Genomic DNA, 25005 nt, shown 5'->3' with positions numbered 1-25005 from the left:
GCCGCCTCCGCCTTATTCGCAGTCGTAACCGGCGTCGCTCAGGGCCTCGACAATCTCCTTTCGCGGCAGGCGGGTGCCAATCTCCACCCGGCGGCTGGCCAGCTCAAAGCTCAGCTCGCAGTCCGGATCCAACTCGGTCAGCACGGCGGAAATCACGCCCACGCAGTGGCCGCAGGTCATGTCGGGAACGGTAAGGATATGCATGCTTCAGTCTCCTGATTTGGTGAGTTCCCCACTACTTTGAACCCTGCCACAAGGGGAAGGTCAAGCCCAAAACAAAAAAGGCGGGCCCATGGCCCGCCAAACAACTTTGACATCGACGTATTAGCCGGCTCAGATGAGCTCGGCCAGCACCTGCTCAAGCAGATCCAGACCTTCACTGACCACCTCCAGCGGTGAGGTCAGGGCCGGCAGGAAACGGATCACGTTGCCGCGTACACCGCAAGACAACATAATCACGCCCTTCTCGATGCCCTTGGCCACCACGGCCTTGGTCAGTTCAGGATTGGGCTGGTCCACATCCCCACTGTGCACCAGCTCCATCGCCACCATGGCGCCCAGGTTACGCACCTGGCCGATATGGTGAGGATACTTCTCCTGCAGCGCATGCAGGCGTTTGTTCATCAGCTCGCCCAGGGCCAGGGCCTTGTCGCACAGCTGCTCTTCTTCAATGATGTTCAGCACTTCCAGGCCGGCGACGCAGGCCAGCGGAAAGGCGGCATAGGTGCCACCCAGGCCGCCCGGGTTGGCGGCGTCCATGATGTCGGCCTTGCCCACCACGGCAGACAGCGGGAAACCGCCGGCAATGCCCTTGGCCATGGTCATCAGATCCGGCTCTATGCCGGCGTATTCGGTGGCAAACAGCTTGCCGGTACGGGCAAAACCGGTCTGGATTTCGTCGCACACCAGCACGATGCCGTGCTGATCACAGATGGCACGCAGCTTTTGCAGGAAGGACGGCGGCGCCGGATAGAAGCCACCCTCACCCTGTACCGGCTCGATAATCAGCGCCGCCACTCGGCCCGGCTCAATGTCGCAATGGAACAGCTCGTCCAGGGCCTTGAGGGACTGCTCCTCGGTCACGCCATGGTAGGCATTCGGGTACGGCAGGTGATAGATCTCGCCCGGGAAGGGGCCAAAGCCGGCCTTGTAAGGCGCTACCTTGCCGGTCAGGCCCATGGCCAGGTTGGTACGGCCGTGAAAGCCGCCGTTAAAGGCAATGACGCCGCTGCGCTTGGTGTGGGCGCGGGCAATTTTCACCGCGTTTTCCACCGCCTCGGCCCCGGTAGTGACAAAAATGGCCTTTTTCGGGCTGTTGCCCGGCGCCAGCTGCACCAGGCGCTCGGCCAGCTCGACCGCACTCTCATAGGGAGTGACCATGGCGCAGGTGTGGCTGAAGCGCTGCAGCTGCTCGTTCACCGCCGCCACAATGCGCGGGTGGCTGTGACCGGTGTTGACCACGGCGATGCCGGCGGCGAAGTCGATAAAGCGCTTGCCGTCCACGTCCCAGATTTCGTTGTTGTTGGCGTGATCCACATAAACGGGGGCCAGGTTGCCCATGCCGCGGGCAAAGACGGCGTCCTTGCGCTGCTGAAGTTGCTGGTTCTTGCTCATGATAATGCTCCTTTAAAAACGGTTCAGCGAATGCCGCCCATGCACAGGTATTTGGTTTCCATATAATCGGCCAGGCCCTCGGCAGAGCCTTCCCGGCCCAGGCCGGATTCCTTCACGCCGCCAAAGGGGGCGATTTCGTTGGACAGAATGCCCTCATTGATGCCGATCATGCCGTACTCCAGCTGCTCGGCGACGCGCCAGATACGGCTGTGGTTCTCGGTGTAAAAGTAGGCGGCCAGGCCATAAGGGGTGTCGTTGGCAATGGCCACCGCCTCGGCCTCGTCCTTAAAGCGAATGACCGGGGCCACCGGACCGAAGATTTCCTGGCTGGCGATGGCCATTTGCTGACTGACATTGCCCAGAATGGTGGGGGCAAAGAACAGCTCGCCGGCCTCATGACGCGTGCCGCCGGTCACCAGCTCGGCGCCTTCGGTCAGGGCCGCGTCCACCATGCCGGCGATCTTGTCGATGGCGGCCTTGTTGATCACCGGGCCCAGCGTGGTGGCGGCATCAAGGCCATTGCCAATGACGAACTTTTCCACTTCGGCCTTGAAGCGGGCCATAAAGGCATCGTAAATACCGTCCTGCACCAAAATGCGGTTGGCACACACGCAGGTCTGACCGGCGTTGCGAAACTTGGAGATCACCGCACCGGTGACGGCGGCGTCGAGATCGGCATCGTCAAACACGATAAAGGGGGCGTTGCCGCCCAGCTCCAGGCTGAGTTTTTTCACGGTGTCGGCGCTCTGACCGTAAAGCAGCTTGCCCACCCGGGTGGAGCCGGTAAAAGACAGCTTGCGCACTCGGGCGTCGTCGGTCATCACGCGGCCCACCACGGCGGCCTGGCTGGAAGTGACCATATTGATCACACCGGCGGGAATGCCCGCCTGCTCCGCCAGTGCCATCAGCGCCAGGGCGGAAAACGGGGTTTCTTCCGAGGGCTTGACCACCATGGTGCAGCCCGCCGCCAGTGCCGGCGCGATTTTGCGGGTGATCATGGCATTGGGAAAGTTCCAGGGAGTGATGGCCGCCACCACGCCGATGGGCTGCTGAATGCTCAGGGCCCGCTTGTCGCCGGTGGGAGCGGAGAACACCTTGCCGTAGGCACGCTTGGCTTCCTCGGCATACCACTCGACATAGGAAGCGCCGTAGAGCACCTCGCCCCGGGTTTCAAACAGCGGCTTGCCCTGCTCCTGGGTCATCAGCCGGGCCAGATCTTCCTTGTGCTCGATGATCAAATCGAACCAGTTCCGCAGCAGGCGGGCCCGCTCCTTGGGATTGAGCGCACTCCAGGCCGGCAGGGCGCGGCTGGCGGCGTCGATGGCGGCACGGGTCTCGGTTTCGCCCATGTCGGGCACCTGGCCCAGGTGTTCGCCACTGGCGGGGTTGTATACGGCAATGGTGGCGCCGCTCTCGGCCTGACACCAACGACCGTCGATATGGCCGCTTTCCCTTACCAGGGTGCTGTTCACTGCAGAAATGCTCATAGTTGGCTGCCTCATGTTGATTCCATCCGCGCCCGTAAGCCTGATTACCGGTTTTGCCGTGAGCGACGCCACAACGGCACGGGCCATGGTTTGACAACATGCTAGCCGCAAGCGCAAAGTCCCATAAATGACGACCTTTCAACATACACATTGAAGCAGTTCAAACTATGAGCCAGACCAACCGGCCCGTGCTGGGCCAGATCGGTGACTATGAAATTCGCCTGTTAAAACTGTTCAAGACGGTGGTGGAGTGCGGCGGCTTTTCGGCGGCGGAAACCGAGCTGAATATCAGCCGATCCACCATCAGTGTGCACATGGCCAACCTGGAAAGCCGGCTCAAGCTCAAGCTGTGCCGGCGTGGCCGCTCGGGGTTTTCCCTGACCGATGACGGCGAGGTGATTTACGAGTCCACCAAGCGGCTGTTCAGTCGGCTGGAAGAGTTTCGCTATACGGTCAACGAGCTGCACGAGCAACTGAGCGGTGAGCTCAAGATTGTCTCCAGTGACAGCATCTGGCTGGAAGACGAGTTTTCCATGGTGGACGTCTTTGCCGCCCTCGGTGAGCAGGCGCCGGATGTCAACGTGAGCGTGGATGTGGCCTACATGGGCGAAATTGAACGCCGAGTGTTGAGCGACGAGGCCGACGTGGGCTTTATTCATTATCACAGGGATCTGGAAGGGCTGGATTACCACCACCTCTATCAGGTGCGCTGTTTTCTCTATTGCAGCGACCGCCATCCGCTGTTTGCCGAGCAGGACGACGGCGTGATCGCCGAGCGCCTGCCCGAGTTCAAGCTAATCCACCCCGGCATTCATACCAATCCGGAAACCAGCGCCCAGCATGCGGGTCTGAAGCTGGCCGGGCGTGCCTACCACTATGAGCCCAGGGCGGCGCTGATCCTCTCGGGCCAGTACGTCGGCTTTTTGCCCGAAAGCTACGCCCGCCGCTGGGTGGATGGCGGGCGCCTGCGTCCGCTGCTGCCCCGGCAAAAAACTCACCAGCTGGGCATTGCCGCCATCACCCGCAGCCACGGACGCCAGAGCCGGTTGCGCCAGCTGTTTCTGCAACTGCTGAAGGAACAGCTGAACAAAAACTGACCACCCTTCCCCCGAGCCGTCGATTGGCAATGAACGAGGCGAATTCACACCAGCCCGCAGCCGGCTGAATGCTGGAATTCGCCGCGTTAACTCATCATCAGGCCGCTCCCCTTCAGGCGCCGCGCCGGTTGAATCAATATGATCATACTCACAGTTCCCGCCAACAGTTGTGCTGTCAAGCCGCTCGAATGCGGTGCTAACCGTCGTATTCTCAAGGATTTTCCGCATTATGTTTGATTGTCATAAAACTCAAGTTTCACTCTCGTGCATTTAACCCAACCCTGACCTGAAGCAAACTTCATTCCCGCCAACAGAAACACGCCGGCATCATCCGGCACCAACGGAACGTGATAAAACAAGGGACTAATCACATGAACAGAATCTGGAGCTCCGCCCGTACAAAAATTGCCGCTTCCCTGATTGCCGTGGCCGGCATGGGGGCCACCATGGAAGCCATGGCCGCCGAGGTCAACTGGCGCTTTACCAACCTCTATTCCCGCGGCACCGCCTTTGGTGATGTCTACCAGTCCTTTGCCGACAAGATTGAAGCCGACTCCAACGGTCGTATGAAGATCAACATGCTCTACGCCGGCGAAGGCGTCGACACCAAGGGCATTATCGGCGCCACCAAATCGGGCCTGCTGGACATGGCCGCCCCCTTTCAACCCATGCATGCGGGCGAAATTCCCTTTGGTGTGGTGGAAGTGGGCCTGCCCGGTACCGACGGCAACCTGGAAGAGCTGAACCAGCTGTTTTATGAAAAAGGTTGGAGCCAGGTACTGACCGAGGCCTACGACCGCCATAATCTGGTATGGCTGACCCCCTACTTTCAACCCGGGGTTTATGTCATCACCAAAAAGAAGATCGAGTCCATTGACGACTTCAAGGGCCTGAAGATTCGCGCCCCCGGCGCCTATGGCCGCTTCTTTCGCGAACTGGGCGCCGCCCCGGTCAACCTGGCCTGGGGCGAGGTTTATACCAGTCTGGCCACCGGTGTGATCGACGGCACCATCGGCTCCAACCTGATCGACCACCGCGACGGTAACTTCGCCGAAGTGGCCAAGTTCATGTACCCGCTGCCGGTATCCAGCGCCCAGGCCCTGCCCATCCTGGTCAACAAGAACGCCTGGAACAAGCTGCCGGACGATTTGAAGGAAGTGGTGCGCAACGCCGCCAACTGGCACGCCGAACAGCAGGCCGAGAAATCCACCCAGTGGGAACAGGAAGCCATTGCCGACATGGAACAGCAGGGACTGACCTGGAGCCCGAATGCTTCCGAAGCCGATCAGGCCAGGTGGCGTGAGGCCGCCGAGGCGGTATGGGCCCATTATGGCAATACCGACAAGTACAGCGCCCGCCTGGTAGAACTGATGAAGTAAGCCGAACCAAAACAGGCCACAGCGTCTGTTGACGGCAGGCCGAAGCGAGCCACTTCAACGTCCCCTGCGCCATGGACGACGCAGGGAAGCCTTAAAGGATGAACCAGGGCATGCCGTTGAAGTGGGCTCGATGGCCGACTTTCCCCTAGTGTACTGACAACCCCTTCGGATTTATCATGAAGACACTGCTTAGTTTTTGGTGCAGGGCTACCGGCTGGCTGGTGGCGGCCACCAGCCATACCATTTCCCTGGCCCTGCCGCTGCTGGCTGGCACCGTCGCCTTTGAGGTGTTCTCCCGCTATGTACTGGATCGCCCCACCCTCTGGGCCTACGACGTATCGCTGTTTTTGTTCGGCTACATCGGTGCCCTGTGCGGCGCCCACGCCCAGCTGAAGAAATCCCATATCAACGTGGACATTGTGTATCTGGCGGTCTCCCAGCGCTGGAAAAATGCCTTTGACCTGCTGGCCAACACCCTCGGGGGCTTTTTCCTGCTGGTGATCGCCACCAAGGGCTGGGAAAAGGCAGTGGAAGCCATGGAGTTCGGCTATACCCGCCAGTCGGAGTGGGCGCCTTCCATCTCCCATTTCTGGATCATGGTCACCGCCGCCGCCGTGCTGTTTTTGCTGCAGCTGTCCGCCGACATGATCAAGGACACCTGGCAACTGCTCACCGGTGAGCCCCTGTTGACTGAGGAAGAACAACAATGAGTATTGAACTGATCACCGGTCTGCTGCTGGTGGGCGTACTGGTGTCCTTTATCATGGGCGCCCAGGTGGGGCTGGCCCTGGGCGGCGTGGCCATGCTGCTCGGTTACGCCACCTGGGGCGAAGGCATTTTCAACATAGTGCCCACCACCATTGAAAGCACCTTGTTCAGCTTTGTGCTGCTGGCCATTCCCCTCTATATCTACATGGGCCAGCTGCTGACCCGCTCCGGCATTGGCGATGCCATGTTCAAGGCGAGCCAGTTGGTGATTGGCCGCATTCGCGGGTCGCTGGCCATCAGTGTGATCGGCGTCTGCTCCATGATAGGCGCCATGGTCGGTATTATCGGTGCCGGTATCATGACCTCGGGCAGCATTGCCCTGCGCCCCATGCTGGAGCGCGGCTACGATAAAAAACTGGCCCTGGGCGTGATCATGGCCGGCGGTGGCCTGGGCATTCTTATTCCGCCCAGCATTCCCATGATATTGTTCAGCTCCACTACCCAGAACTCGGTGGGCAAGATGTTTATCGCCGCCCTGGTGCCGGCGCTGCTGTCGATCACTGTGATGGTGCTGTATGTGGTGATCTCCTGCAAACTCAACCCCAAGCGGGCCCCGATGGGACATGCCCTGGATGTGCCCAAGAACAGGCGCGAAAAGTTGATCACCCTGCGCGACGGCTTTCTCGCCTTGGGGCTGATTGTGCTGGTGCTGGGCAGTATTATCAGCGGCATCGCCACCCCCACCGAGTCCGGCGCCATCGGCGTAGTCGGCGCCCTGCTGCTGGCCATGCTCTACCGGCGCTTCAAACTCAACATGATGAAGCGCTCCGGAGCGGAAACCGCATTGCTGGTAAGCGTGGCCATCTGGATAGTGCTGGGCGCCTCGGTATTCAGCAACTTTCACTTGCTGATGGGAGTGCAGGGCATGGTGGCCGACTTTGCCGCCGGCCTGGATCTGCCGCCCATCGCCATCATCATCATGATGCAGGTGGTGATGCTACTGCTTGGCTTTATCATCGACGAGATGATCATCGTGCTGATCTGCGCACCACTGTTTACCCCCATCGCCGTCAGCCTAGGTTATGACCCCATCTGGTTCGGCATATTGATGATTCTCAATATCGAGATCGCGGTGCAGACCCCGCCCTATGGCTTCGCGCTCTTCTACCTCAAGGGTATTGCCCCTCCCGGGGTAACCATGATGGACATTTACAAGTCGATTCTGCCCTTTGTAGCGCTCAAGCTGGGCGTGCTGATCCTGTGCATGCTGGTACCGGAGATAGTCACCTGGCTACCAGACAAGCTGATGGGATGACGCAACCTCTCGGCTGTGCCTCAGGCCCCTCCATCCCGATAGCCTAAACCTGCCCACAGGGCCTGCACTGCAGGCCCTGTTCATTACCCCTTCCCTTTTGACCAGAGCTGCTCCATTGCCAGTGCCAGCAGGGTGCCGGTAAGCAGGCCGTTACCGAGCAGGTATTGCGCCATGCTGGGGAAGTGTCGGTACAGGCCGGGGGGCAGGAACATGCAGCCCACGCCCAGCAGCAGGGCCACGCCCACTATGGTGCTGGCGCGGTTGTCCATCCCGCTTTTGGTGATCAGCTGAAACGCCAGGCTCACCAGCTTGATAAAGGTGGCCAGCAGTGCCGCATTGGCCACCGGCGCCGGCAGCAGCGACAACACGCTTACCGCTCCCGGGAACAACGACACCAGTGCCAGCAGCCCGCAGGCCAACAAAAAGGGACCCCGCCTGTCTTCACCACTCAACTGAATAAAACCGGCGGTGACCGGCAGCGGCACCACGGCGACGGTGGCAAAGCTGCCGGTCAGGCCATGGCTGATGCCGGACACCCAGCTGCTGCGATTGATCACGGCATTGTCATCGCGCTGGCGCTCCCTCACCACCGCCGAGACCGCGGTCACCGCCGCTATCTGGTTGGAAAACAGCAGCAGTGAAAACAGCACCGCCACCACCAGCATGCCGGCATCCAGCCGCGGCAGGCCCCAGGCAAACAACGCCGGCAGCGCCAGGCCGGTCCCTTCTGCCGGGGTGGCCGGCGATAATCCAAACAGCCAGAACGCCATCCAGCCCAGTACGATGCCCACCAGTACCGCATAGGTACGCAGCAGGTTGTGGCGGCTGAAGGAGCACAGCAGCACCCCGAGGAACACCAGCAGGCCAATCAGCAGCACCGGCAGGCTCATGGTGCCGGTGCGCGGATCCGTGACCATGCCGCGTACAAACACCCCGGCCAGCTGAATCACCAGCAGCAAAATGAAACAACCGGTCACCAGGGGAGTAAACAGAAACAACAGTCGGTGCACCTGACGCACGAGCCCCAGCAACAGCATGATAAGCCCCGCCACCAGCACGCCGCCGGAGAGCAGCCTCAGGGTGTCGACACTGTCTAGGCCCTGCTCCCTGCCGATATAGGCCATCACCACAAACACGATGGCCCAAGAGCCGGCGGGACCGTCGGCGATGGGATAACGATGCCCCAGCCAGGCCTGCAGCCCCGAGCTCAGGCCCACCACCAGCAGGGTTCGCTGCACCAGGCCGGCCACTTCGTTGCTGTCCAGATCAAAGGCCTGGCCCAGCACGATGGGCAGCGCCAGCGCGTTGGCCAGCAAAAACACAAACCACTGAGTCACGCTCAGTCCCCACCCCAGCTGGTGTCGCATTGAAACATCTCCCGTGTTGAAAAAAGCAAGCAGATGCCGGCAGGTCCGCAGTTGTTCACGGCCATTGGCGGGCAAATCGGCGTAGATTGGCGATGAGCGCAACCGGGTTCCAACATGCCGCCGTCGGCTGCGTGTTGGAATTCATCGCGCGCATTTACGAACTATTCGTTGAGCATCATGCAAGGCACAACAAGACAGGCCGCCAAAGGCGGCCATTTCAGGGGGCGTTAACGAGCGTTATTGTCGGTATTCTCAAGCTTGCCGTCCAGCGCTTCCAGAATGGAGCAGTGCTCGGCGCTTTCCTGCCCACCGCAGCAGGCCTCGGACAGTTGACGCAAAGAGCGGCGAAACTGCTCCAGCTCGCGAATACGCTCTTCCACGTCGGCCAGCTTGGTGTCGGCCACCGCCTTGACCTCGCGGCAGGTCACCTGGCAACTGCTGATGCGCAGGGCCAGCAGCTCTTCGATGTCTTTCAGGGAAAAGCCCACCTTCTTGCTGCGCAGAATAAAATGCAGCCGTTTCTTGTCGTCTTCGCTGTACTGCCGGTAACCCGTGGGGGTGCGCAAACTGGGCACCAGCAGCCCTTCCTTTTCATAAAAGCGCAGGGTATCGGTCTTGATGCCAAAGGCCCTGGCCAGCTCGCCGATGCGATACATTCGCTTCTCCTTTCAGAGCGGTATTGATTACACGTAAAACCTCTTGACACCAAACCAAATAGTCCGGCACAGGACGGCAAAAACGGGTAGAATATGCCGCCTTCCGTTCTGGCGTACCAGGCGGTTTGGTAAAGCCGGTGGCGTCCTTTCGCCGATTTTACCAAACCCCCCGATGAATCGTTAAAGGAACGAGAACATAATGGAAACTGCCCGACCCATTCGCCGAGCTCTGCTGAGTGTGTCCGACAAACAAGGCATTGTGGAATTCGCCCAGGGGCTGCACGCCCGTGGCGTGGAGCTGCTGTCTACCGGCGGCACCGCCCGCCTGCTGGCGGAACAAGGCCTTCCCGTGACCGAAGTATCCGACTATACCGGTTTTCCGGAAATGATGGACGGTCGCGTCAAGACACTGCATCCCAAGGTACACGGCGGCATTCTGGGTCGTCGCGGCCAGGACGACGCCATCATGAACGAGCACGGCATTGCGCCCATCGACATGGTAGTGGTCAACCTCTATCCTTTCGCCAACACCGTTGCCAAGGCCGACTGCAGCCTGGAAGACGCGATTGAAAACATCGACATCGGTGGCCCCACCATGGTGCGCGCCGCGGCCAAAAACCACAACGACGTGGCCATCGTGGTCAACGCCGGCGACTACGACCGCCTGCTGGCCGAGCTGGATGCCAACGGCAACAGCCTGACTCAAGGCACCCGTTTCGATCTGGCCATTGCCGCCTTTGAGCACACCGCCCAGTACGACGGTATGATCGCCAACTACTTCGGCACCATGGTACCGGCCTATCACCAGTCCGCCGAGGGTTCCAAATTCCCGCGCACCGTCAACTACCAGTTCACCAAGAAGCAGGATCTGCGCTACGGCGAAAACAGCCACCAGAGCGCCGCCTTCTACGTGGAAAACAACGTCGACGAAGCCTCCGTGGCCACCGCCACCCAGTTGCAGGGCAAAGAGCTGTCCTACAACAACATCGCCGACACCGACGCCGCCCTGGAGTGCGTGAAGGAATTCGATGAGCCGGCCTGTGTCATCGTCAAGCACGCCAACCCCTGTGGCGTGGCCCTGGGCAAGGACCTGCTGGAAGCCTATGACCGTGCCTACCAGACCGATCCCACTTCCGCCTTTGGCGGCATCATCGCCTTTAACCGTGAACTGGACGACGCCACCGCCCGCGCCATTATCGAGCGCCAGTTTGTGGAAGTGATCATCGCCCCGTCCATCAGCGCCGAGGCGAAAGCCGCCGTGGCCGACAAGAAAAACGTGCGCCTGCTGGAGTGTGGCCAGTGGAGCACCAGTACCCGCGGTCTCGACATCAAGCGCGTGAACGGCGGCATTCTGGTGCAGGACCGGGATCAGGGCATGGTGGACATGGCCGACCTCAAGGTGGTATCCAAGCGCCAGCCCACCGAGGAAGAGCTGAAAGACCTGCTGTTCTGCTGGAAGGTGGCCAAGTTCGTTAAGTCCAACGCCATCGTCTATGCCAAGGGCAGCCAGACCATAGGCGTGGGCGCCGGCCAGATGAGCCGGGTGTACTCCGCCAAGATCGCCAGCATCAAGGCCGCCGACGAAGGCCTGCAGGTTGAGGGCTCCGTGATGGCGTCCGACGCCTTCTTCCCCTTCCGTGACGGCATCGACGCCGCCGCCGCCGCCGGCATCAGCTGCGTGATCCAGCCCGGTGGCTCCATGCGCGACGAGGAAGTCATTCAGGCCGCCGACGAGCACGGCATGGCCATGGTGTTCACCGGCATGCGCCACTTCCGTCACTGATTGCGAGGACACAGCATGAACGTATTGGTAATCGGCGGTGGCGGTCGTGAACACGCCCTGGCCTGGAAAGCCGCCCAGTCACCCAAGGTAAGCAAGGTGTTCGTGGCCCCGGGCAACGCCGGCACCGAGCTTGAGCCGGCATTGACCAACGTGGCCATTTCCGCCACCGACATTCAGGGCCTGCTGGCCTTTGCCAAACAGGAGCGAGTGGAGCTGACCATCGTCGGCCCCGAAGCCCCCCTGGTGGCCGGCGTGGTTGACGCCTTTGAAGCCGACGGCCTGGCCATTTTCGGCCCCAGCGCCGGCGCCGCCCAGCTGGAAGGCTCCAAGGCCTTTACCAAGGACTTTCTGGCCCGCCAGCAAATCCCCACCGCCGCCTACCAGAACTTCACCGAGGTGGAGCCGGCGCTGGCCTACCTGCGTGAGCAGGGTGCCCCCATCGTGATCAAAGCCGACGGCCTGGCCGCGGGCAAGGGCGTGATCGTGGCCATGACCCTGGAAGAAGCCGAAGAAGCGGTGCGCGACATGCTGGCGGGCAACGCCTTTGGCGATGCCGGCAGCCGGGTGGTGATCGAGGAATTCCTCGATGGCGAGGAAGCCTCCTTTATCGTGATGGTGGACGGCGAGCACGTACTGCCCATGGCCACCAGCCAGGATCACAAGCGCGTGGGCGACAAGGATACCGGCCCCAACACCGGCGGCATGGGTGCCTACAGCCCGGCCCCGGTGGTGACCCAGGACATTCATGACCGCATCATGGAACAGGTGATCATGCCTACCGTACGCGGCATGGCGGACGAAGGTCATGTGTACAAGGGCTTCCTGTATGCGGGCCTGATGATCGACCAGAACGGTCAGCCCAAGGTCATCGAGTTCAACTGCCGCTTTGGCGATCCGGAAACCCAGCCCATTATGCTGCGGCTGAAATCCGATCTGGTGGAGCTGTGCCTGGCCAGCTGTAAGGGTGAGCTGGACAAGGCCACTGCCGAGTTCGACGAGCGCGCCGCCGTGGGCGTGGTGCTGGCCGCCGGCGGTTACCCCGGCGCCTATCGCCAGGGTGATGTGATCACCGGCATTCCCGCCGAGGCCGAAGGCGCCAAGGTATTCCACGCCGGCACTCAGTTCAAGGGCGATGACGTGGTCACCGCCGGCGGGCGGGTGCTGTGCGCCACCGCCCTGGGTGAAAGCGTCAGTCAGGCACAGGCCAACGCCTATGAGCTGGCCCGTCAGATCCAGTGGGACGACGTGTTCTTCCGCAGCGATATCGCCTGGCGGGCAATTGCGCGGGAAGCGCAATAATCAACTCGCAGCTGAAAGCTTGAAGCCGAAAGTAAAACGGGGCCAGTTTGGCCCCGTTTTTATTAAACTCCACATCGAAATATTCGAATATTGAGCGCCTGCGGCGTTAATGCAGAGCCATAGGTTGGAATGAGCATCGCGAATTCCAACATTTCACAGGCGCCTTCACGTTGTGAATTCGCTTCGCTCATCGCCAACCTACCCTAGCTATTCGCCTCGTCATCTTCCTGCAACTGCGCCGCCAGCCACTGATCAAAGCCGGGAATGGCACCCAGGTGCGGCAGTTGCGTCAGTTTCACTCCGGGATACTGGGTCTTTTTCTCCGCCAGCACCGAGGGCAAGTCTTTCACCACATGCTTGCCTTCCGCCAGGAAGTAGGGGAACAGGGTAATGTCCCGGGCGCCGGCAGCCACCTGGGCGTCGATCACCTGCCCCAGGGACGGCTCCGCCAGCTCCCAGAAGCCATAGCCGGTCAAATCAAAGCCGCCCTTCATGGCGGCTGTCATACGCTGGGCGAACCCGGCAATTTCCTCGTTGGCAGTAGCCCGCCGGCTGCCGTGGGCGACCAGAATAAAGCCTTTCATGCTACTCCTTGTTGATACACACTTCCGGCGGCTGGGCCGCCAGCACGTCGACGCAAAAATCCCAGCAGGCTATGCGGTAGTGCTGAATGTCCTCGTTCAGGTGAGTGCCCTGGGTTTCCTGGTGAAACCAGGTCAGAAAACGGGATGGGGTGATCAGCTGGATTTGACTGTCGTTGTGCGGTTCGTCCTCAAACAGCTCGGGCACATCGGCACCTTCCAGCACGCGGTAACCATAGAGATGACCGAAGCTGAGCCAGTACACAATGTGCGGCGGCGTGTCCATGTCGGAAGGCACCCCCATGGCCAGCTCCAGGCAACCGCTCCAGACATCCTGATGCAACTCGGTGAGCATCAGCCCCGTGGTCAGTTCCCGGGCTCCCGCCCATGGAATGGCGACCTGACGAATAGCGTTCACTTCCATAAAAGCCTCCCTGGTTCGGGACAGGACCTGGTTCAGTTATAACAACCTAATGATCGCGGGGGCAAGAAAAGTGTTAAAAAAAACCCGGCCTGGGCCGGGTTGGGTGTGTTCTGACTGGGTCTTAGTTGACCGCGTCTTTCAGCGCCTTGCCGGCCACGAAGGCTGGCACGTTTGCCGCTGCAATCTGGATTTCCTTGCCGGTTTGCGGGTTGCGACCGGTACGGGCGGCACGGTGGTTTACCTTGAAGGTACCAAAGCCAACCAGCTGAACAGGATCACCTTCTTTCAGGCTTTGAGTGATACCGTTGAGTACTTCTTCCAGGGCAGCCTTGGCCTGAGCCTTGTTCAGGTCGGCCTTGGCGGCGATTGCATCGACAAGCTGAGTCTTGTTCATAGGGTATCCTTTCTCACTTGGCATTAAGCGGTTGCCCACTCTATTCAAATTCGAGGCTCAAGCAAAGCCTTTGGCTCAAACCCTCACATCAAGTGCCGTTGTTTTGTGCGGAAACTGCGGAAAACATCACATAACAGCGGGAAACACTCGAGGCCACACTTTGAGGCAGAGCTCAGCATAGCCGAGCCGCCCCGGCTCTGCCAAGCCCCGCCGCGACAGGGCCGGCAAAATTCGCCGCGCGCCCGCCTGCATCTCAGGACTTGAGATCCCGAATCACCACGGTGGAATCGCAGCGCCCCATGCCCTGCTCCAGCAGGCGCTCATACACGGCGTGCACATGCTCGGTCAGGGGCAGTTTGAGGCCCTGTTGCTCGGCCTCATCCAGGCAGATGCCCAGATCCTTGTGCATCCACTGGGCGGCGAAGCCAAAATCGAACTGGTCGTCGGCCATGGTCTGGGCCCGGTTCTGCAGTTGCCAGCTCTGGGCCGCACCACCGGCCAGCACCTCAATCAGGGTGGGAATGTCGAGGCCAGCTTTCTGGGCGATCATCAGGCCCTCGGCGATGCCCTGTACCGCCCCGATCACACAGATCTGGTTGACCATTTTGCAGCGCTGGCCGGCGCCCACCGGGCCCATACGGGTCACCTTTTTACCATAGGCCGCCAGCACCGGCGCCGCCTCGGCCACATCGGCCTCGGTGCCGCCGATCATGATGGTCAGAGCACCGTTTTCCGCCCCCAGCTGACCGCCGGACACGGGAGCATCGATAAAGCGCACATGCTGCTTGCCGGCGGTTTTTGCCAGCTCTTCCGCCAGTTGGGCCGAGGTGGTGGTATGGTCAACCAGCAGGGCACCGGCCTGCATACCCGCCAGCACGCCGTCGCTACCATAAACCACGGAGCGCACGTCGTCGTCGTTACCCACGCACACCATCACCATGTCAGCACCCCGCGCGGCCTCGGCCGGCGTGGCACCCTGGCTGCCGCCAAACCGGGCCACCCAGTCCGCCGCCTTTGCTGAATTGCGGTTATACACGCACACCTCGTGGCCCGCCTGCTGCAGATGCCCGGCCATGGGAAAGCCCATGACGCCCAGTCCGATAAATGCCAGTTTCATGCTTCGGCTCCTTTGAATGAATGTCGTCGGCGAGCATGATCCCATGCTCATCATCGGGGAACAAGGTTGCTACCGCTCAGCCAAGCTGGTGCAGCACCCTGGCCATGCCATGGTCGGCGCAAGAAAACTGCGGACTCTCTCGAATGATCTGCGCCAGCCTGTCGGTTGCCTCGTTGGCCTCGGCCGCCACCAACAGGGTCACGTCGGTGCCGGGCAAAGGGGGCAGTCCCGCTTCCACCACCAGGCCTTCCTCCAGGGTACTACGGGGAATAATGCCCACGCCAATGCCCGCCCTTACCGCCGCCAGCACCCCGGCCCGGCTCTGGCTGGTAAAGGCAATCCGGCAGGGCTTTTGCCATTGCGCCAGTGCCTGCAGGGCCGCGTTTCTGTGATAGCAGCCCTCAACAAACACCGCCAGTGGCAGCGGGTCGCGCAAGTGCGCCTGGTGCACGGGTGAACGCACCCAGACCAGTTCATCACCGCCAAGGCGCTCACCGTCGTGCGAGAGCAGTGGCATTTCGACCAGGGCCAGATCCAGTTTGCCCTGCCGCACCTGTGACTGCAGGTAGTCGGGACGGTGATCGCACTGAATTTCCAGCCGAACCTCCGGGTAATTAAGCACAAAAGTTTCCAACAAGGGCGGCAGGCTGCGGGTGGCATATTGATCGTGAGTGCCAAAACGCACCTTGCCGTCAATATCTCCGTGCAGAAAAGCCCCCAGTATGCGGTCGTGCTGATTCAGCAGCAGCTGGGCATGGGCGCGCAGCAGGTCTCCCGCCGGAGTCAACCTCACGCCATATTGCCCCCGCTCCAGCAAGGCGGTCGACACCAGGCCTTCCAGCCGGTTCAGCTGCATGCTGATGGTCGAGGGGGCCCGGTGCAGGCGACCGGCGGCGGTGGTCAGGTTCAGGGTTTCCGCCACCACCACAAAGGTACGCAGCAGGGTAATGGGCAAATCACGCATGCTCAGATTTCAACCTTGTTGAACGCAGACCTCAATATTCATCGATTTACCGAAAACCAACAAGTCGTCAGGATGGCGAAACAGGATTTTTAATCACTCGGTTGGAGAGCATCAAGGATGAAGATGGTCGTAATATTCGGAATGAACCAGATAGTCAGCCATGGATTTGGCATGTTTCTGTTTGCCGCCCTGGTGCCCCTGATGCGCGAGACCATTCAACTCGGCCACTGGCACCTGGCCGCCATTGGTGCACTTACCCAGCTGGCCTACCTTGCCGGCGCCATGCTGCTTGGGCTGTGCGGCCATCGCCTGAATACGGGGCGACTGTCTCTGGCAACCGGGGCACTGTGCTCGGTGCTGTTGTTTACCATGGCACACCTTGAGAGCCCGCCCCTGATAATGCTGACCCTGACCTGTCTGGCCGCCAGTGCGGCCATCAGCTGGGGCGCCCTGGTGGAGATCATCAGCCACCACACTCGCCCTGAGCAGCGCTCCACCTGTCTTTCCACCGTATCCAGCGGCACCGCCTGGGGGTATGGGCTGAACGGCCTGCTGCTGTTGCTGGTGGTGCCTTCCCTCGGCTGGCAGCAGGCCTGGCAACTGGCGGGAGCCTGTGGCCTGCTGGTGGTGGCCCTGACCTGGCAGCTGCTGCGCGGCCTCGGCCAGCCGGCCACCAATGCACAACCCGAGCCGGCCATGCCGACTCAAAGGCTGCTGCTTGCCCTTTGCCGCGAACGCACCGCCTTTCTGGCCTGCCTTATCTGCTTTCTGGCCGGGTTCACCACCATGCCGTTCTCCAGCTGGCTTGCGACCTACCTGGATCAACTGGGCCTTCCCGCCAGCCTCGGCGGCTACACCTGGACCATGGTGGGCGTCACCGGCATGGTGGCCGGCCTGCTTGCCGGCAGGCTGGCCGATCGCAGAGGCCACGGCGTGGCCTTGCTGGTGATCTTCGGCGGCTTTGCCCTCGGCCAGCTGGCCTTTGTGTATGATCCGGCCCGCTTTGCCATGGTGGCCGGATTTGGCTACGGCATGATGTACTTTCCCATGTGGGGCATAGTGGCCGGCTGGGTGGGCAGGCACTACTCCGCCACCGCTACCATGCAGATCAGCGGGTTTTGCATGGTCACCTTTGGCCTGGGAGGCAGCCTGGGAAATCTGCTGGCGGGTTACCTGCGCGCCATTACCGGCTCTCTGGATGCGGTCTTTATGATGCTCGCCGGGGGTGCAGTCCTGCTGATGATGCTGGGCGGGTGGATACTGGGCAACCACACTTCTGCGCTGACCCCGGGGCCAGAGGCCCTGGGACCGGAGACACCCGCTCCCTGACAAGAAAAACCCTGCTTTTCATTTCGAAAGCAGGGTTCTCAAAAGCGGGATTACGGTTATGTTCGGCCGGCGCGGCTGCCCTCAAACATCGAGTCTGCCGAGGCCGCCAGCCGACGCATACCAGCCTGGATTAAAAGCGCAACCCGGGAGACAGGGTCTCGGGCATGTCCAGGCTCTCGCCTTCCACCGAGGCCACCGGATAGGCGCAGTAGTCGGCGGCATAGTAGGCGCTGGCCCTGTGGTTGCCGCTTTCCCCTATCCCGCCAAAGGGCGCGGCGCTGGAGGCGCCGGTAATGGGGCGGTTACGGTTGACGATGCCGGCGCGAATATGGCGATAGAAATAGTCCCAGTCGTCCTCGCTGTCGGACAGCAGGCCCGCCGACAGGCCGTAGCGGGTGCGGTTGGCCAGGGTCAGTGCCTCGGGCAGGGAGTCGAATCGAATCACCTGCAGCAGCGGGCCGAAATGTTCCTCGTCGGGCAGCTCGGCCACGCCGGTCACATCGATGATGCCCGGCGACACCAGGCCGGTGCCCGGCTGCAGGTGCTTCAGCATCAGCAGCGACTCGCCACCAAAGGCCAGCAGGTTGGCCTGGGCCGCTACCATGCCCCGGGCGGCGCGCTCGGAGATCATCGCGCCCATAAAGGGCTGGGGATCGGCATCGTAGTGACCCACGCTAATGGCCTTGGTCACCTCGACCAGCCGCGCCAGCAGCCGGTCACCGGCTTCGCCCCTGGGCACCAGCAAACGGCGGGCACAGGTGCAACGCTGGCCGGAGGTAATAAAGGCGGATTGCACGATGGCGTGCACGGCGGCGTTCTCATCGGCCACGTCGGTGACCACCAGGGGGTTGTTGCCGCCCATTTCCAGCGCCAGGATCTTGCCCGGCTGGCCGGCGAACTGCTGGTGCAGCAGCTTGCCGGTATTGGATGAGCCGGTAAAGAACAGGCCGTCAATGCCGGGGTGCGCCGCCAGCGCCTTGCCGGTGCCGACCTCGCCCTGCACCAGGTTGAGCACGCCCTCGGGCAGCCCGGCTTCGGCCCACAGCCGCACCATTTCCTGGGCCACCAGGGGAGTAAGCTCGGACGGCTTGAACACCACGGTATTGCCGGCGATCAGGGCCGGAATGATATGGCCGTTGGGCAGGTGGCCGGGAAAGTTGTAGGGGCCGAACACCGCCACCACGCCGTGGGGCTTGTGGCGAATAAAGGCACGGGCGCCGGGCATGGGGTTTTCCACCGTGCCGGTGCGCTCGGCATAGGCCCTTTCGGAAATGGCGGCCTTGCCGATCATGGCGCCCACCTCGGTCAGCGCCTCCCACTGAGGCTTGCCGGTTTCCCTGGCAATCAGGCCGGCCAGCTGCGGCTTGTGCTGTTCCAGCAGGCTACAGAAGGCCTTGACCACGGCCAGGCGCTCATCTAGCGAACGAAAGGCCCAGTCGGCCAGTGCCCCGCGGGCGGCGGACACGGCGGCATCCACCTGGGCCGCACTGGCGGCGGCGCCTTGCCAGACCACCTCGTTTTTCGCCGGGTCAAGGGAATCAAACCGTTCGCCTTCACCCGTCAACCACTGACCATTGATGTATTGCACTGCCTCAGTCATTGCGTTTCATCTCCGCTACCCTGACGGTATCTCCGTCTTCCACTTTCAGCAGGCTGGCCATTTTCGAAGAAATGACCGCCTGTTGCTGTTCATTGATTGCCATGTCGCCCAGCAGGGCGCGAAAGTCGCCAAAGCGGCCGTTACTGATCAGGTATTGGCCCGGCTGCGTCGGCTCGCCGATATGCACCCGCAGCTGGCGGCTGCTGCGCACCGTGTGGATCTCGCGCACTTCGCACTCCACCGAGGGGCCGGCGTCGAAGATGTCGACATAACCGCGCCAGCTGAAGCCTTCTTCTTCCAGCAGGTGCAGGGCCGGCCGGGTCTTTTCGTGAGTCTTGCCGATCACCGCCCGCGCCTGTTTTGACAGCAGGCTGACGTAAATCGGATATTTGGGCATGAGATCGGCGATAAAGCCCTTCTGCCCGATGCCGGTGAGGTAATCCACGGTGGGAAAGTCCATGGAGAAAAAATGCTCCTGCAACCAGCTCCAGAACGGGCTGTTGCCATCGTCGTCGGACACCCCGCGCATTTCCGCCAGAATGCGCCGATCAAACAGCTCGGGAAACTCGGCCAGGAACAGAAACCGACTCTTCGACAACAAGCGACCATTCATACCATGGCGGGCGGGCTCGCGCAGAAACAGGGTGCACAACTCACTGACCCCGGTGTAGTCATTGGTGAGGGTGAGGGTTTCCACCACATTGTAAATGCCCAGCTTGCGCGAGCTGTGCACCTGCTTGCCCAGCAGGTAGGTATAAAAGGGGGACGACAGCCCCACCGCCGACTCCAGCGCCGTGGTGCCGAGCACCTCGCCGGTGTCGCTGTCTTCGGCGACAAAAAAATACAGACACTCGCCCTTGCCGCCGGCACGGCTGGCAAAGGAAGCGAGGGAATGGTTGATTTTATTCTGCAGCAGCTCGTCGTTGACCGGCAGTGAGGTAAAGCCGTGGCCGGACTCGATGGCGATCTGCTTGAGCGTGGGTAAATCTCGCTGCTCTATGGGGCGAATCACCAGCATGCAGCACTCCTTTCAGCGTGTGGCGGGGCGCTCCGGCCCCGCCTGTTATAACGGTGGTGGCCCTCAGCCGTTGACCACCCTGGCCACGGCGCGCTCAAAGCGGGCCAGGCCTTCTTGCACTTCTTCTCGAGTGATCACCAGTGACGGCGCAAAGCGCACCACGTTGGCACCGGCGATCAGCACCATCAGGCCTTCTTCTGAAGCGGCCTGCAGAAATTCCTTGGCACGGCCCTGGTACTGCTCATTCATGACGCAGCCCAGCAGCAGGCCCTTGCCGCGAACTTCCGAGAAACACTGGTATTTGGCGTTGATTTTCGCCAGCTCTTCCCGGTACCAGCCCTCGCGCTCCTTCACCCCGGCCAATACTTCCGGCGTGTTGACGGTATCAAAGGCGGCCTCGGCCACGGCACAGGCCAGCGGGTTGCCGCCATAGGTGGAGCCGTGGGTGCCCGGCTTGAGCGAAGCGGCGATGTCGGCACGGGTGAGCATGGCGCCGATAGGGAAGCCGCCGCCCAGGGCCTTGGCACTGGTAAGAATATCGGGGGTCACACCCAGATCCATGTAGGCATAGAGGGCACCGGTGCGGCCCACGCCGGTCTGTACCTCGTCAAACACCAGCAGTGCATTATGCTGATCGCACAGTTCGCGCACCGCTTGTACAAAGTCGGCGTTGGGGCTGATGATGCCGCCCTCGCCCTGCAGTGGCTCCATCACCACGGCGCAGGTGCGATCGGAGATCAGGGCCTTGAGTGCGTCGAGATCATTGTAGGGAACGTGTTCAACGTCAGCAGGTTTGGGGCCGAAACCATCGGAATAGGCGGCCTGGCCACCCACGGTCACGGTAAAGAAGGTGCGGCCGTGAAAGCCCTGGTGAAAGGCGATGATCTGGGTTTTTTCCGGGCCGTGATGCTCGATGGCGTAGCGGCGGGCCAGCTTGAGGGCGGCCTCGTTGGCCTCGGCGCCGGAATTGCAGAAATAGACGCGCTCGGCAAAGGTGGCATCCACCAGCTTCTTGCCCAGGCGCAGGGCCGGCTCGTTGGTCCAGACGTTGCTCAGGTGCCAGAGTTTTTCACCCTGCTCCTTGAGCGCGCCGACCAGGGCCGGGTGGCAATGACCCAGGCAGTTGACCGCAATGCCGCCGGCAAAGTCGATAAATTCCCGGCCTTGCTGATCCCATACGCGAGCGCCCTGGCCCCGCACCGGAATGCTTCCGGAAGGGGCGTAGTTGGGCACCATCACCTGGTCAAACAGTTCGCGGGTAACAGCCATATCAGACATGCGTTGCTCCTCTGATTTACCGCAGCATGCTCTGCGATAAAAGTTAAATCCATGTAAACGTGCAAGCATTATTGCAAAGTGACCACAACTTGTCTCTACACAAACCAACAATTTTGGTCGTTTATTTTGCAACCTGAAAAATTGTAGTCATTTATCTTGCATAAGCTCGCAACCCGGCGAGTCCGTCCCCGTGATCACGGGTTTTTCACTGCATAAACAGGCAAGAAAAATTTTTTTACGAAAAAACGGGCTCGCGGCCATTATTCCCGCCAGAACGACGGCTGGCGAACGAGAAAGTCTGATAAGGAAAACAAGAAAAACTAATAGTGAGGCTCGCAAGGCACATCGCCTTGATGGTTCGCATGGAACTGCAAGTCGTGTGCAGGAAGGAAGGTGATGAGCGCAGCGAATGGCACCGAACGACGACTACGCTCATTGGCGGCGCTTACAACAGCGTAAGGAAGTTGCGCAGCAGCCGGTGACCGCCTTCGGTCAGAATGCTTTCCGGGTGAAACTGCACACTGTGCACCGGCAGGGTTTTGTGCTGCATGCCCATGATCTCGTCCCGCCCGCCATGGTCGTGTTCACTCCAGGCGGTGACCTCAAAGCAGGCCGGCAGGGTGCCGGCTTCAACCACCAGGGAATGATAGCGAGTGACGGTGAGCGGATCGGGCAGATTCGCAAACAGGCCGGTGCCGGTATGGCGAATGGCCGAGGTCTTGCCGTGCATGACCTGCCGGGCCCGCACTACTCGCCCGCCAAAGGCCTGGGCAATGGCTTGATGGCCCAGACACACGCCCAGGATGGGCAGTGCACCGGCGAAACGTTCAATGGCTGCCAGCGACACGCCGGCCTCGTTCGGAGTGCAGGGGCCGGGGGAAATGATCAGTCCCGCCGGCGCCATGGCGGCCATCTCGTCCAGGCCGATGTCGTCGTTGCGGCGCACCACCACCTTCTGTCCGAGTTCACCGAAATACTGCACCAGGTTCCAGGTAAAGGAGTCGTAGTTGTCGATCATCAGCAGCATGTTGCACTTATCTCTTTGATTTTAAAGATACTAACCAGCCAAGCACTGCCGCGACACCCGCCCTGATACACAAATTTCATTTGATACCCTGACCCGGAACCTCAACAGCACACATGAGGAGGCAGTATTTTCGCATCTATCCGATCGGACTGGAACCACATGGCCGGAGGCCAGGATCAGAGGCTGAAGGTGGCTTCACGCTTTTGACTACGGGCCGAAACCGTACCTTGTCATCTAGTGACTCAATATCACCCTTCATGAAAGCCGAGCAACAACGCCCTGTGAGCAGGGTCGCTTTTATTGCATACGGCTTCGAGTGGCCGCCAGATCGCAACGGCATCTTTGCCGGTTATTTGCTATATCTGGCAACATTCAGAATCTTGAGGCCAAGCAGCATGCGCCCCATACACGATACCCTCGACTGGAATTTGCTTCGCAGCTTTATGGCGATCGTGCAGGAGCGAAGCGTCAGCCGTGCGGCCGCACGGCTTCATCTGTCCCAGCCGGCGGTCAGCCTGGCACTCAAACGCCTGGAGGAACGCCTGGGGCAGAGCCTGATAGAGCGCGGCAGCCGCAGCTTTCGGGTCACCAAGGCCGGAGAGCTGGTCTATAACGAGGCAGTCGAAATTTATGCCAATGTGGCCAGGCTCAGTGTGGCCGTTAACGAGTCCCGTCCGGAAGTGGCCGGCAATATTCACCTGCTGATGGTCAGCGGCATCGAAATTCCGTTTCTCGACCAGGTGCTCAAGGACTTCCATCAGCTGCATCCCTATATCACCTGCAATATCGATGTCATGTCCAGCATTGAGGTTCAGCAGGCCCTGCTACAAAAAGAAGGCACAGTGGGCATCTGCCTGATGAATCATGATGTTGAAGGTCTTCAGTCCCAGGTGCTGGCCCGCCAGCTTTACCGCTTCTATTGCGGTCATACCCACAGGTTTTTCGGCAAGGACAACCTGAGTCTGGAAGACATGCGACATGAACCCCAGGTTTCCTTCAGCAGTGCCCAGCTGGACGGTGTATTGTCGCCACTGGCGGTCTTTTGCGCCAATAACCAGCTGTCGAGCGACATTGTTGCCCAGTCGAGCAGCCTGGATGACGTCAAGAGGATGGTCAGGGCCGGCTGGGGTATCGGTTGTCTGCCGGAGCATACCGTTGCCAACGATGTAAAATTGGGAAAGCTGTGGCCCCTTCCGCCCTACGACGGTGTTGCCGATATTGATATGCACCTGATCTGGCATCAGGATGCACGCTTTGGTATTGCCGAACAGGCCTTTTTTGATTTCTGCCAGAATGCACTGGCACGCGTCCCCCTGGAAAAACGCCTGCTGGAACAGCATCACACCCCCTGATCTCTGGCCGGTGTGCGTTCCGGCCGCTCTCTCCCTGCACATGCCAGCCCCGGCCTCACTTAGGTTGGATGGTCAGTTCGCCCTCTTCCTGTCTCAGTTCCATCTATAAATCTGACAAATACTTACCATTAAAAATGGCAAATTGTCTTATGTCACATAACTGTCACCCTTAGGACACTGCTCATTGAAGAGCAGCAGGACACCGATTCAACCAGACCTAGGTGACATGACATGGAAATGAAACGTTTATCACTCTGCCTCGGCGCAGCCCTCTTCGCGACAGCCACTTCCTCACACGCACTGGACATCAAACTGGGCCATGTACTGCCCACCACCCACAGCTGGAACATAGCGGCAGAAGGGTTTGCCGACGATGTCCGTAAAGCCACCGAGGGGCGCGTCAACATCACGGTTTTCCCCAGTGGTCAGCTGGGTAACGAGAAAGTCATGATTGAGGGCATGCAAATCGGCAGTGTGCATGCCGGCGTCATCGGCTGTGGCTCCTTCCAGCCTATCGAACCCAAATTCGGCATCGTGGAACTGCCCTATTCCTGGGACAAACGGGAAAGCGCCTACGCCGCCTTTGATGGTGAGCTGGGTGGGGCGCTTGAGGAACTGGCCCTCAAGAAAAACCTGCGCATTCTTTCCTGGTGGGAAAACGGATTCCGTCACGTCACCAACAACCGGGGCCCCATCACCAGCCCACAGGATCTGAGTAACCTCAAGATTCGGGTCACCCCCGACAAGATGCGGCTCGACACCTTCAGCGCCCTGGGATCCAGCCCCGCCCCCCTGGCCTTTGGGGAGCTCTACTCCGCCCTGCAGCAGGGAGTGTTTGACGCCCAGGAAAATCCGCTGTCCATCATCTACTCCTCCTCTTTCAACGAAGTGCAGGATTATGTCTCCCTTACCGGCCATGTATGGGCCCCCGCCTGTCTGACCGTTACCGACTTTACCTGGAAGAAGATCTCGCCGGCCGATCAGGCCGTGGTACAGGAAATGGCCTCCCGCTGGCGGGACCGGCAGCGGGACATGACCCGGCAGGATGACGAAGCACTGGTCGGCAAACTGAAAGACATGGGCATGGCGGTCAACACCGTTGACCCCGCCCCCTTTCAGGACGCCGTCAGCGGCATCTGGCAGCAATACACCCCTCAGTTCGGCAGCGATCTGATGAGCATTATCGAGCGCTACCGCAGTGCCAAGTGAGGTCCAT

General features: G+C 60.7%; 23 protein-coding genes. 9 read left to right on the top strand and 14 right to left on the bottom strand.

What is annotated here, in order from left to right:
- Positions 1 to 12: 12 nt before the first annotated feature.
- From OJHNALOF_RS05140 to OJHNALOF_RS05130, 3 genes are all read right to left on the bottom strand, one after another.
- Positions 13 to 204 (bottom strand): heavy-metal-associated domain-containing protein, encoded by a 192-nt coding sequence (locus OJHNALOF_RS05140; RefSeq protein ID WP_165661364.1) that lies wholly within the window; start codon positions 202 to 204, stop codon positions 13 to 15.
- Between the two features lie 129 nt (positions 205 to 333).
- Positions 334 to 1614 carry a 4-aminobutyrate--2-oxoglutarate transaminase gene (gene gabT, locus OJHNALOF_RS05135; protein ID WP_094200157.1) on the bottom strand — a complete coding sequence of 427 codons (1281 nt, stop codon included), beginning with the start codon at positions 1612 to 1614 and terminating at the stop codon, positions 334 to 336.
- A gap of 23 nt (positions 1615 to 1637) precedes the next feature.
- A complete protein-coding gene (locus OJHNALOF_RS05130; RefSeq protein WP_165661363.1) occupies positions 1638 to 3101 on the bottom strand; it encodes an NAD-dependent succinate-semialdehyde dehydrogenase in 1464 nt (487 codons plus the stop codon).
- Between the two features lie 167 nt (positions 3102 to 3268).
- Here OJHNALOF_RS05130 and OJHNALOF_RS05125 point away from each other — a divergent pair, with 167 nt between their 5' ends.
- From OJHNALOF_RS05125 to OJHNALOF_RS05110, 4 genes are all read left to right on the top strand, one after another.
- Positions 3269 to 4198, top strand: coding sequence for a LysR family transcriptional regulator (locus tag OJHNALOF_RS05125; RefSeq protein ID WP_165661362.1), 930 nt, complete (start codon positions 3269 to 3271; stop codon positions 4196 to 4198).
- 371 nt (positions 4199 to 4569) lie between these two features.
- Positions 4570 to 5577, top strand: coding sequence for a TRAP transporter substrate-binding protein DctP (dctP, locus tag OJHNALOF_RS05120; protein ID WP_165661361.1), 1008 nt, complete (start codon positions 4570 to 4572; stop codon positions 5575 to 5577).
- 176 nt (positions 5578 to 5753) lie between these two features.
- Positions 5754 to 6287 (top strand): TRAP transporter small permease subunit, encoded by a 534-nt coding sequence (locus OJHNALOF_RS05115; protein ID WP_165661360.1) that lies wholly within the window; start codon positions 5754 to 5756, stop codon positions 6285 to 6287.
- On the top strand, positions 6284 to 7600 hold the full coding sequence (locus OJHNALOF_RS05110; protein ID WP_165661359.1) for a TRAP transporter large permease subunit: 1317 nt from the start codon (positions 6284 to 6286) through the stop codon (positions 7598 to 7600). Before OJHNALOF_RS05115 ends, OJHNALOF_RS05110 begins: the two co-directional genes overlap by 4 nt.
- An 83-nt stretch (positions 7601 to 7683) precedes the next feature.
- Here OJHNALOF_RS05110 and OJHNALOF_RS05105 read toward each other — a convergent pair whose 3' ends face one another.
- Both OJHNALOF_RS05105 and zntR read right to left on the bottom strand, forming a co-directional pair.
- Positions 7684 to 8967, bottom strand: a complete 1284-nt coding sequence (locus OJHNALOF_RS05105; RefSeq protein WP_165661358.1) for a purine/pyrimidine permease — start codon at positions 8965 to 8967, stop codon at positions 7684 to 7686.
- Between the two features lie 227 nt (positions 8968 to 9194).
- Positions 9195 to 9623 carry a Zn(2+)-responsive transcriptional regulator gene (zntR, locus tag OJHNALOF_RS05100; protein ID WP_094200162.1) on the bottom strand — a complete coding sequence of 143 codons (429 nt, stop codon included), beginning with the start codon at positions 9621 to 9623 and terminating at the stop codon, positions 9195 to 9197.
- A gap of 199 nt (positions 9624 to 9822) precedes the next feature.
- Here zntR and purH point away from each other — a divergent pair, with 199 nt between their 5' ends.
- Together purH and purD are read left to right on the top strand one after the other, a co-directional pair.
- Positions 9823 to 11406, top strand: coding sequence for a bifunctional phosphoribosylaminoimidazolecarboxamide formyltransferase/IMP cyclohydrolase (purH, locus tag OJHNALOF_RS05095; protein WP_165661357.1), 1584 nt, complete (start codon positions 9823 to 9825; stop codon positions 11404 to 11406).
- Positions 11407 to 11421: 15 nt separating this feature from the next.
- Positions 11422 to 12705: a phosphoribosylamine--glycine ligase gene (gene purD, locus OJHNALOF_RS05090; protein WP_165661356.1), complete on the top strand. Its 1284-nt coding sequence runs from the start codon at positions 11422 to 11424 to the stop codon at positions 12703 to 12705.
- A 203-nt stretch (positions 12706 to 12908) separates the two neighbouring features.
- On the opposite strand, the gene OJHNALOF_RS05085 is transcribed toward purD, so the two are convergent.
- The 5 genes from OJHNALOF_RS05085 to OJHNALOF_RS05065 all read right to left on the bottom strand — a co-directional run bounded on the left by OJHNALOF_RS05085 (position 12909) and on the right by OJHNALOF_RS05065 (position 16185).
- Positions 12909 to 13289, bottom strand: a complete 381-nt coding sequence (locus tag OJHNALOF_RS05085; protein WP_165661355.1) for a sirohydrochlorin chelatase — start codon at positions 13287 to 13289, stop codon at positions 12909 to 12911.
- A gap of 1 nt (position 13290) precedes the next feature.
- Positions 13291 to 13710, bottom strand: a complete 420-nt coding sequence (locus tag OJHNALOF_RS05080) for a hypothetical protein (RefSeq protein ID WP_094200166.1) — start codon at positions 13708 to 13710, stop codon at positions 13291 to 13293.
- Positions 13711 to 13831: 121 nt separating this feature from the next.
- Entirely contained in the window at positions 13832 to 14104 is a 273-nt protein-coding gene (gene hupA / locus OJHNALOF_RS05075) for a nucleoid-associated protein HU-alpha (protein WP_094200167.1), read from the bottom strand.
- A 253-nt stretch (positions 14105 to 14357) separates the two neighbouring features.
- The gene (locus tag OJHNALOF_RS05070) at positions 14358 to 15266 is read right to left on the bottom strand and encodes an NAD(P)-dependent oxidoreductase (protein ID WP_370462293.1); all 909 of its coding nucleotides are present in this window, start codon (positions 15264 to 15266) and stop codon (positions 14358 to 14360) included.
- A 31-nt stretch (positions 15267 to 15297) separates the two neighbouring features.
- Positions 15298 to 16185 (bottom strand): LysR family transcriptional regulator, encoded by an 888-nt coding sequence (locus OJHNALOF_RS05065; protein ID WP_165661353.1) that lies wholly within the window; start codon positions 16183 to 16185, stop codon positions 15298 to 15300.
- 123 nt (positions 16186 to 16308) lie between these two features.
- Here OJHNALOF_RS05065 and OJHNALOF_RS05060 point away from each other — a divergent pair, with 123 nt between their 5' ends.
- The gene (locus OJHNALOF_RS05060; protein WP_240919637.1) at positions 16309 to 17514 is read left to right on the top strand and encodes an MFS transporter; all 1206 of its coding nucleotides are present in this window, start codon (positions 16309 to 16311) and stop codon (positions 17512 to 17514) included.
- A 130-nt stretch (positions 17515 to 17644) separates the two neighbouring features.
- On the opposite strand, the gene astD is transcribed toward OJHNALOF_RS05060, so the two are convergent.
- From astD to OJHNALOF_RS05040, 4 genes are all read right to left on the bottom strand, one after another.
- A complete protein-coding gene (gene astD, locus OJHNALOF_RS05055) occupies positions 17645 to 19114 on the bottom strand; it encodes a succinylglutamate-semialdehyde dehydrogenase (protein ID WP_165661351.1) in 1470 nt (489 codons plus the stop codon).
- Positions 19107 to 20132 (bottom strand): arginine N-succinyltransferase, encoded by a 1026-nt coding sequence (astA, locus tag OJHNALOF_RS05050; protein WP_094200172.1) that lies wholly within the window; start codon positions 20130 to 20132, stop codon positions 19107 to 19109. The genes astD and astA overlap by 8 nt, the downstream gene beginning before the upstream one ends.
- A gap of 63 nt (positions 20133 to 20195) precedes the next feature.
- Entirely contained in the window at positions 20196 to 21410 is a 1215-nt protein-coding gene (locus tag OJHNALOF_RS05045; RefSeq protein WP_165661350.1) for an aspartate aminotransferase family protein, read from the bottom strand.
- 445 nt (positions 21411 to 21855) lie between these two features.
- Positions 21856 to 22437: an aminodeoxychorismate/anthranilate synthase component II gene (locus tag OJHNALOF_RS05040; protein WP_094200174.1), complete on the bottom strand. Its 582-nt coding sequence runs from the start codon at positions 22435 to 22437 to the stop codon at positions 21856 to 21858.
- Positions 22438 to 22832: 395 nt separating this feature from the next.
- On the opposite strand from OJHNALOF_RS05040, the gene OJHNALOF_RS05035 reads away from it, so the two are divergent.
- Complete coding sequence (locus OJHNALOF_RS05035) at positions 22833 to 23789, top strand: LysR family transcriptional regulator (RefSeq protein WP_165661349.1); 957 nt, start codon at positions 22833 to 22835, stop codon at positions 23787 to 23789.
- A 231-nt stretch (positions 23790 to 24020) separates the two neighbouring features.
- On the top strand, positions 24021 to 24998 hold the full coding sequence (dctP, locus tag OJHNALOF_RS05030) for a TRAP transporter substrate-binding protein DctP (protein ID WP_094200176.1): 978 nt from the start codon (positions 24021 to 24023) through the stop codon (positions 24996 to 24998).
- Positions 24999 to 25005: the final 7 nt, after the last annotated feature.

Origin of the sequence: Oceanimonas sp. MB9, from assembly GCF_011319775.1 — a bacterium.
GTDB lineage: Bacteria > Pseudomonadota > Gammaproteobacteria > Enterobacterales > Aeromonadaceae > Oceanimonas > Oceanimonas doudoroffii.
Note: the sequence above shows the minus strand (reverse complement) of the source record. Positions and strands in the feature narration are given on the sequence as shown.

Bases quoted from the DNA above. Each gene is read 5' to 3' on its own strand.
- astD (WP_165661351.1), bottom strand. From the start codon at position 19,114: ATGACTGAGGCAGTGCAATACATCAATGGTCAGTGGTTGACGGGTGAA.
- purD (WP_165661356.1), top strand. From the start codon at position 11,422: ATGAACGTATTGGTAATCGGCGGTGGCGGTCGTGAACACGCCCTGGCC.
- dctP (WP_165661361.1), top strand. From the start codon at position 4,570: ATGAACAGAATCTGGAGCTCCGCCCGTACAAAAATTGCCGCTTCCCTG.
- dctP (WP_094200176.1), top strand. From the start codon at position 24,021: ATGGAAATGAAACGTTTATCACTCTGCCTCGGCGCAGCCCTCTTCGCG.
- OJHNALOF_RS05130 (WP_165661363.1), bottom strand. From the start codon at position 3,101: ATGAGCATTTCTGCAGTGAACAGCACCCTGGTAAGGGAAAGCGGCCAT.
- OJHNALOF_RS05140 (WP_165661364.1), bottom strand. From the start codon at position 204: ATGCATATCCTTACCGTTCCCGACATGACCTGCGGCCACTGCGTGGGC.
- OJHNALOF_RS05035 (WP_165661349.1), top strand. From the start codon at position 22,833: ATGCGCCCCATACACGATACCCTCGACTGGAATTTGCTTCGCAGCTTT.
- OJHNALOF_RS05060 (WP_240919637.1), top strand. From the start codon at position 16,309: ATGGTCGTAATATTCGGAATGAACCAGATAGTCAGCCATGGATTTGGC.
- astA (WP_094200172.1), bottom strand. From the start codon at position 20,132: ATGCTGGTGATTCGCCCCATAGAGCAGCGAGATTTACCCACGCTCAAG.
- OJHNALOF_RS05080 (WP_094200166.1), bottom strand. From the start codon at position 13,710: ATGGAAGTGAACGCTATTCGTCAGGTCGCCATTCCATGGGCGGGAGCC.
- OJHNALOF_RS05125 (WP_165661362.1), top strand. From the start codon at position 3,269: ATGAGCCAGACCAACCGGCCCGTGCTGGGCCAGATCGGTGACTATGAA.
- OJHNALOF_RS05115 (WP_165661360.1), top strand. From the start codon at position 5,754: ATGAAGACACTGCTTAGTTTTTGGTGCAGGGCTACCGGCTGGCTGGTG.
- gabT (WP_094200157.1), bottom strand. From the start codon at position 1,614: ATGAGCAAGAACCAGCAACTTCAGCAGCGCAAGGACGCCGTCTTTGCC.
- OJHNALOF_RS05105 (WP_165661358.1), bottom strand. From the start codon at position 8,967: ATGCGACACCAGCTGGGGTGGGGACTGAGCGTGACTCAGTGGTTTGTG.
- OJHNALOF_RS05040 (WP_094200174.1), bottom strand. From the start codon at position 22,437: ATGCTGCTGATGATCGACAACTACGACTCCTTTACCTGGAACCTGGTG.
- hupA (WP_094200167.1), bottom strand. From the start codon at position 14,104: ATGAACAAGACTCAGCTTGTCGATGCAATCGCCGCCAAGGCCGACCTG.
- zntR (WP_094200162.1), bottom strand. From the start codon at position 9,623: ATGTATCGCATCGGCGAGCTGGCCAGGGCCTTTGGCATCAAGACCGAT.
- OJHNALOF_RS05045 (WP_165661350.1), bottom strand. From the start codon at position 21,410: ATGTCTGATATGGCTGTTACCCGCGAACTGTTTGACCAGGTGATGGTG.
- OJHNALOF_RS05070 (WP_370462293.1), bottom strand. From the start codon at position 15,266: ATGGGATCATGCTCGCCGACGACATTCATTCAAAGGAGCCGAAGCATG.
- OJHNALOF_RS05065 (WP_165661353.1), bottom strand. From the start codon at position 16,185: ATGCGTGATTTGCCCATTACCCTGCTGCGTACCTTTGTGGTGGTGGCG.
- purH (WP_165661357.1), top strand. From the start codon at position 9,823: ATGGAAACTGCCCGACCCATTCGCCGAGCTCTGCTGAGTGTGTCCGAC.
- OJHNALOF_RS05110 (WP_165661359.1), top strand. From the start codon at position 6,284: ATGAGTATTGAACTGATCACCGGTCTGCTGCTGGTGGGCGTACTGGTG.
- OJHNALOF_RS05085 (WP_165661355.1), bottom strand. From the start codon at position 13,289: ATGAAAGGCTTTATTCTGGTCGCCCACGGCAGCCGGCGGGCTACTGCC.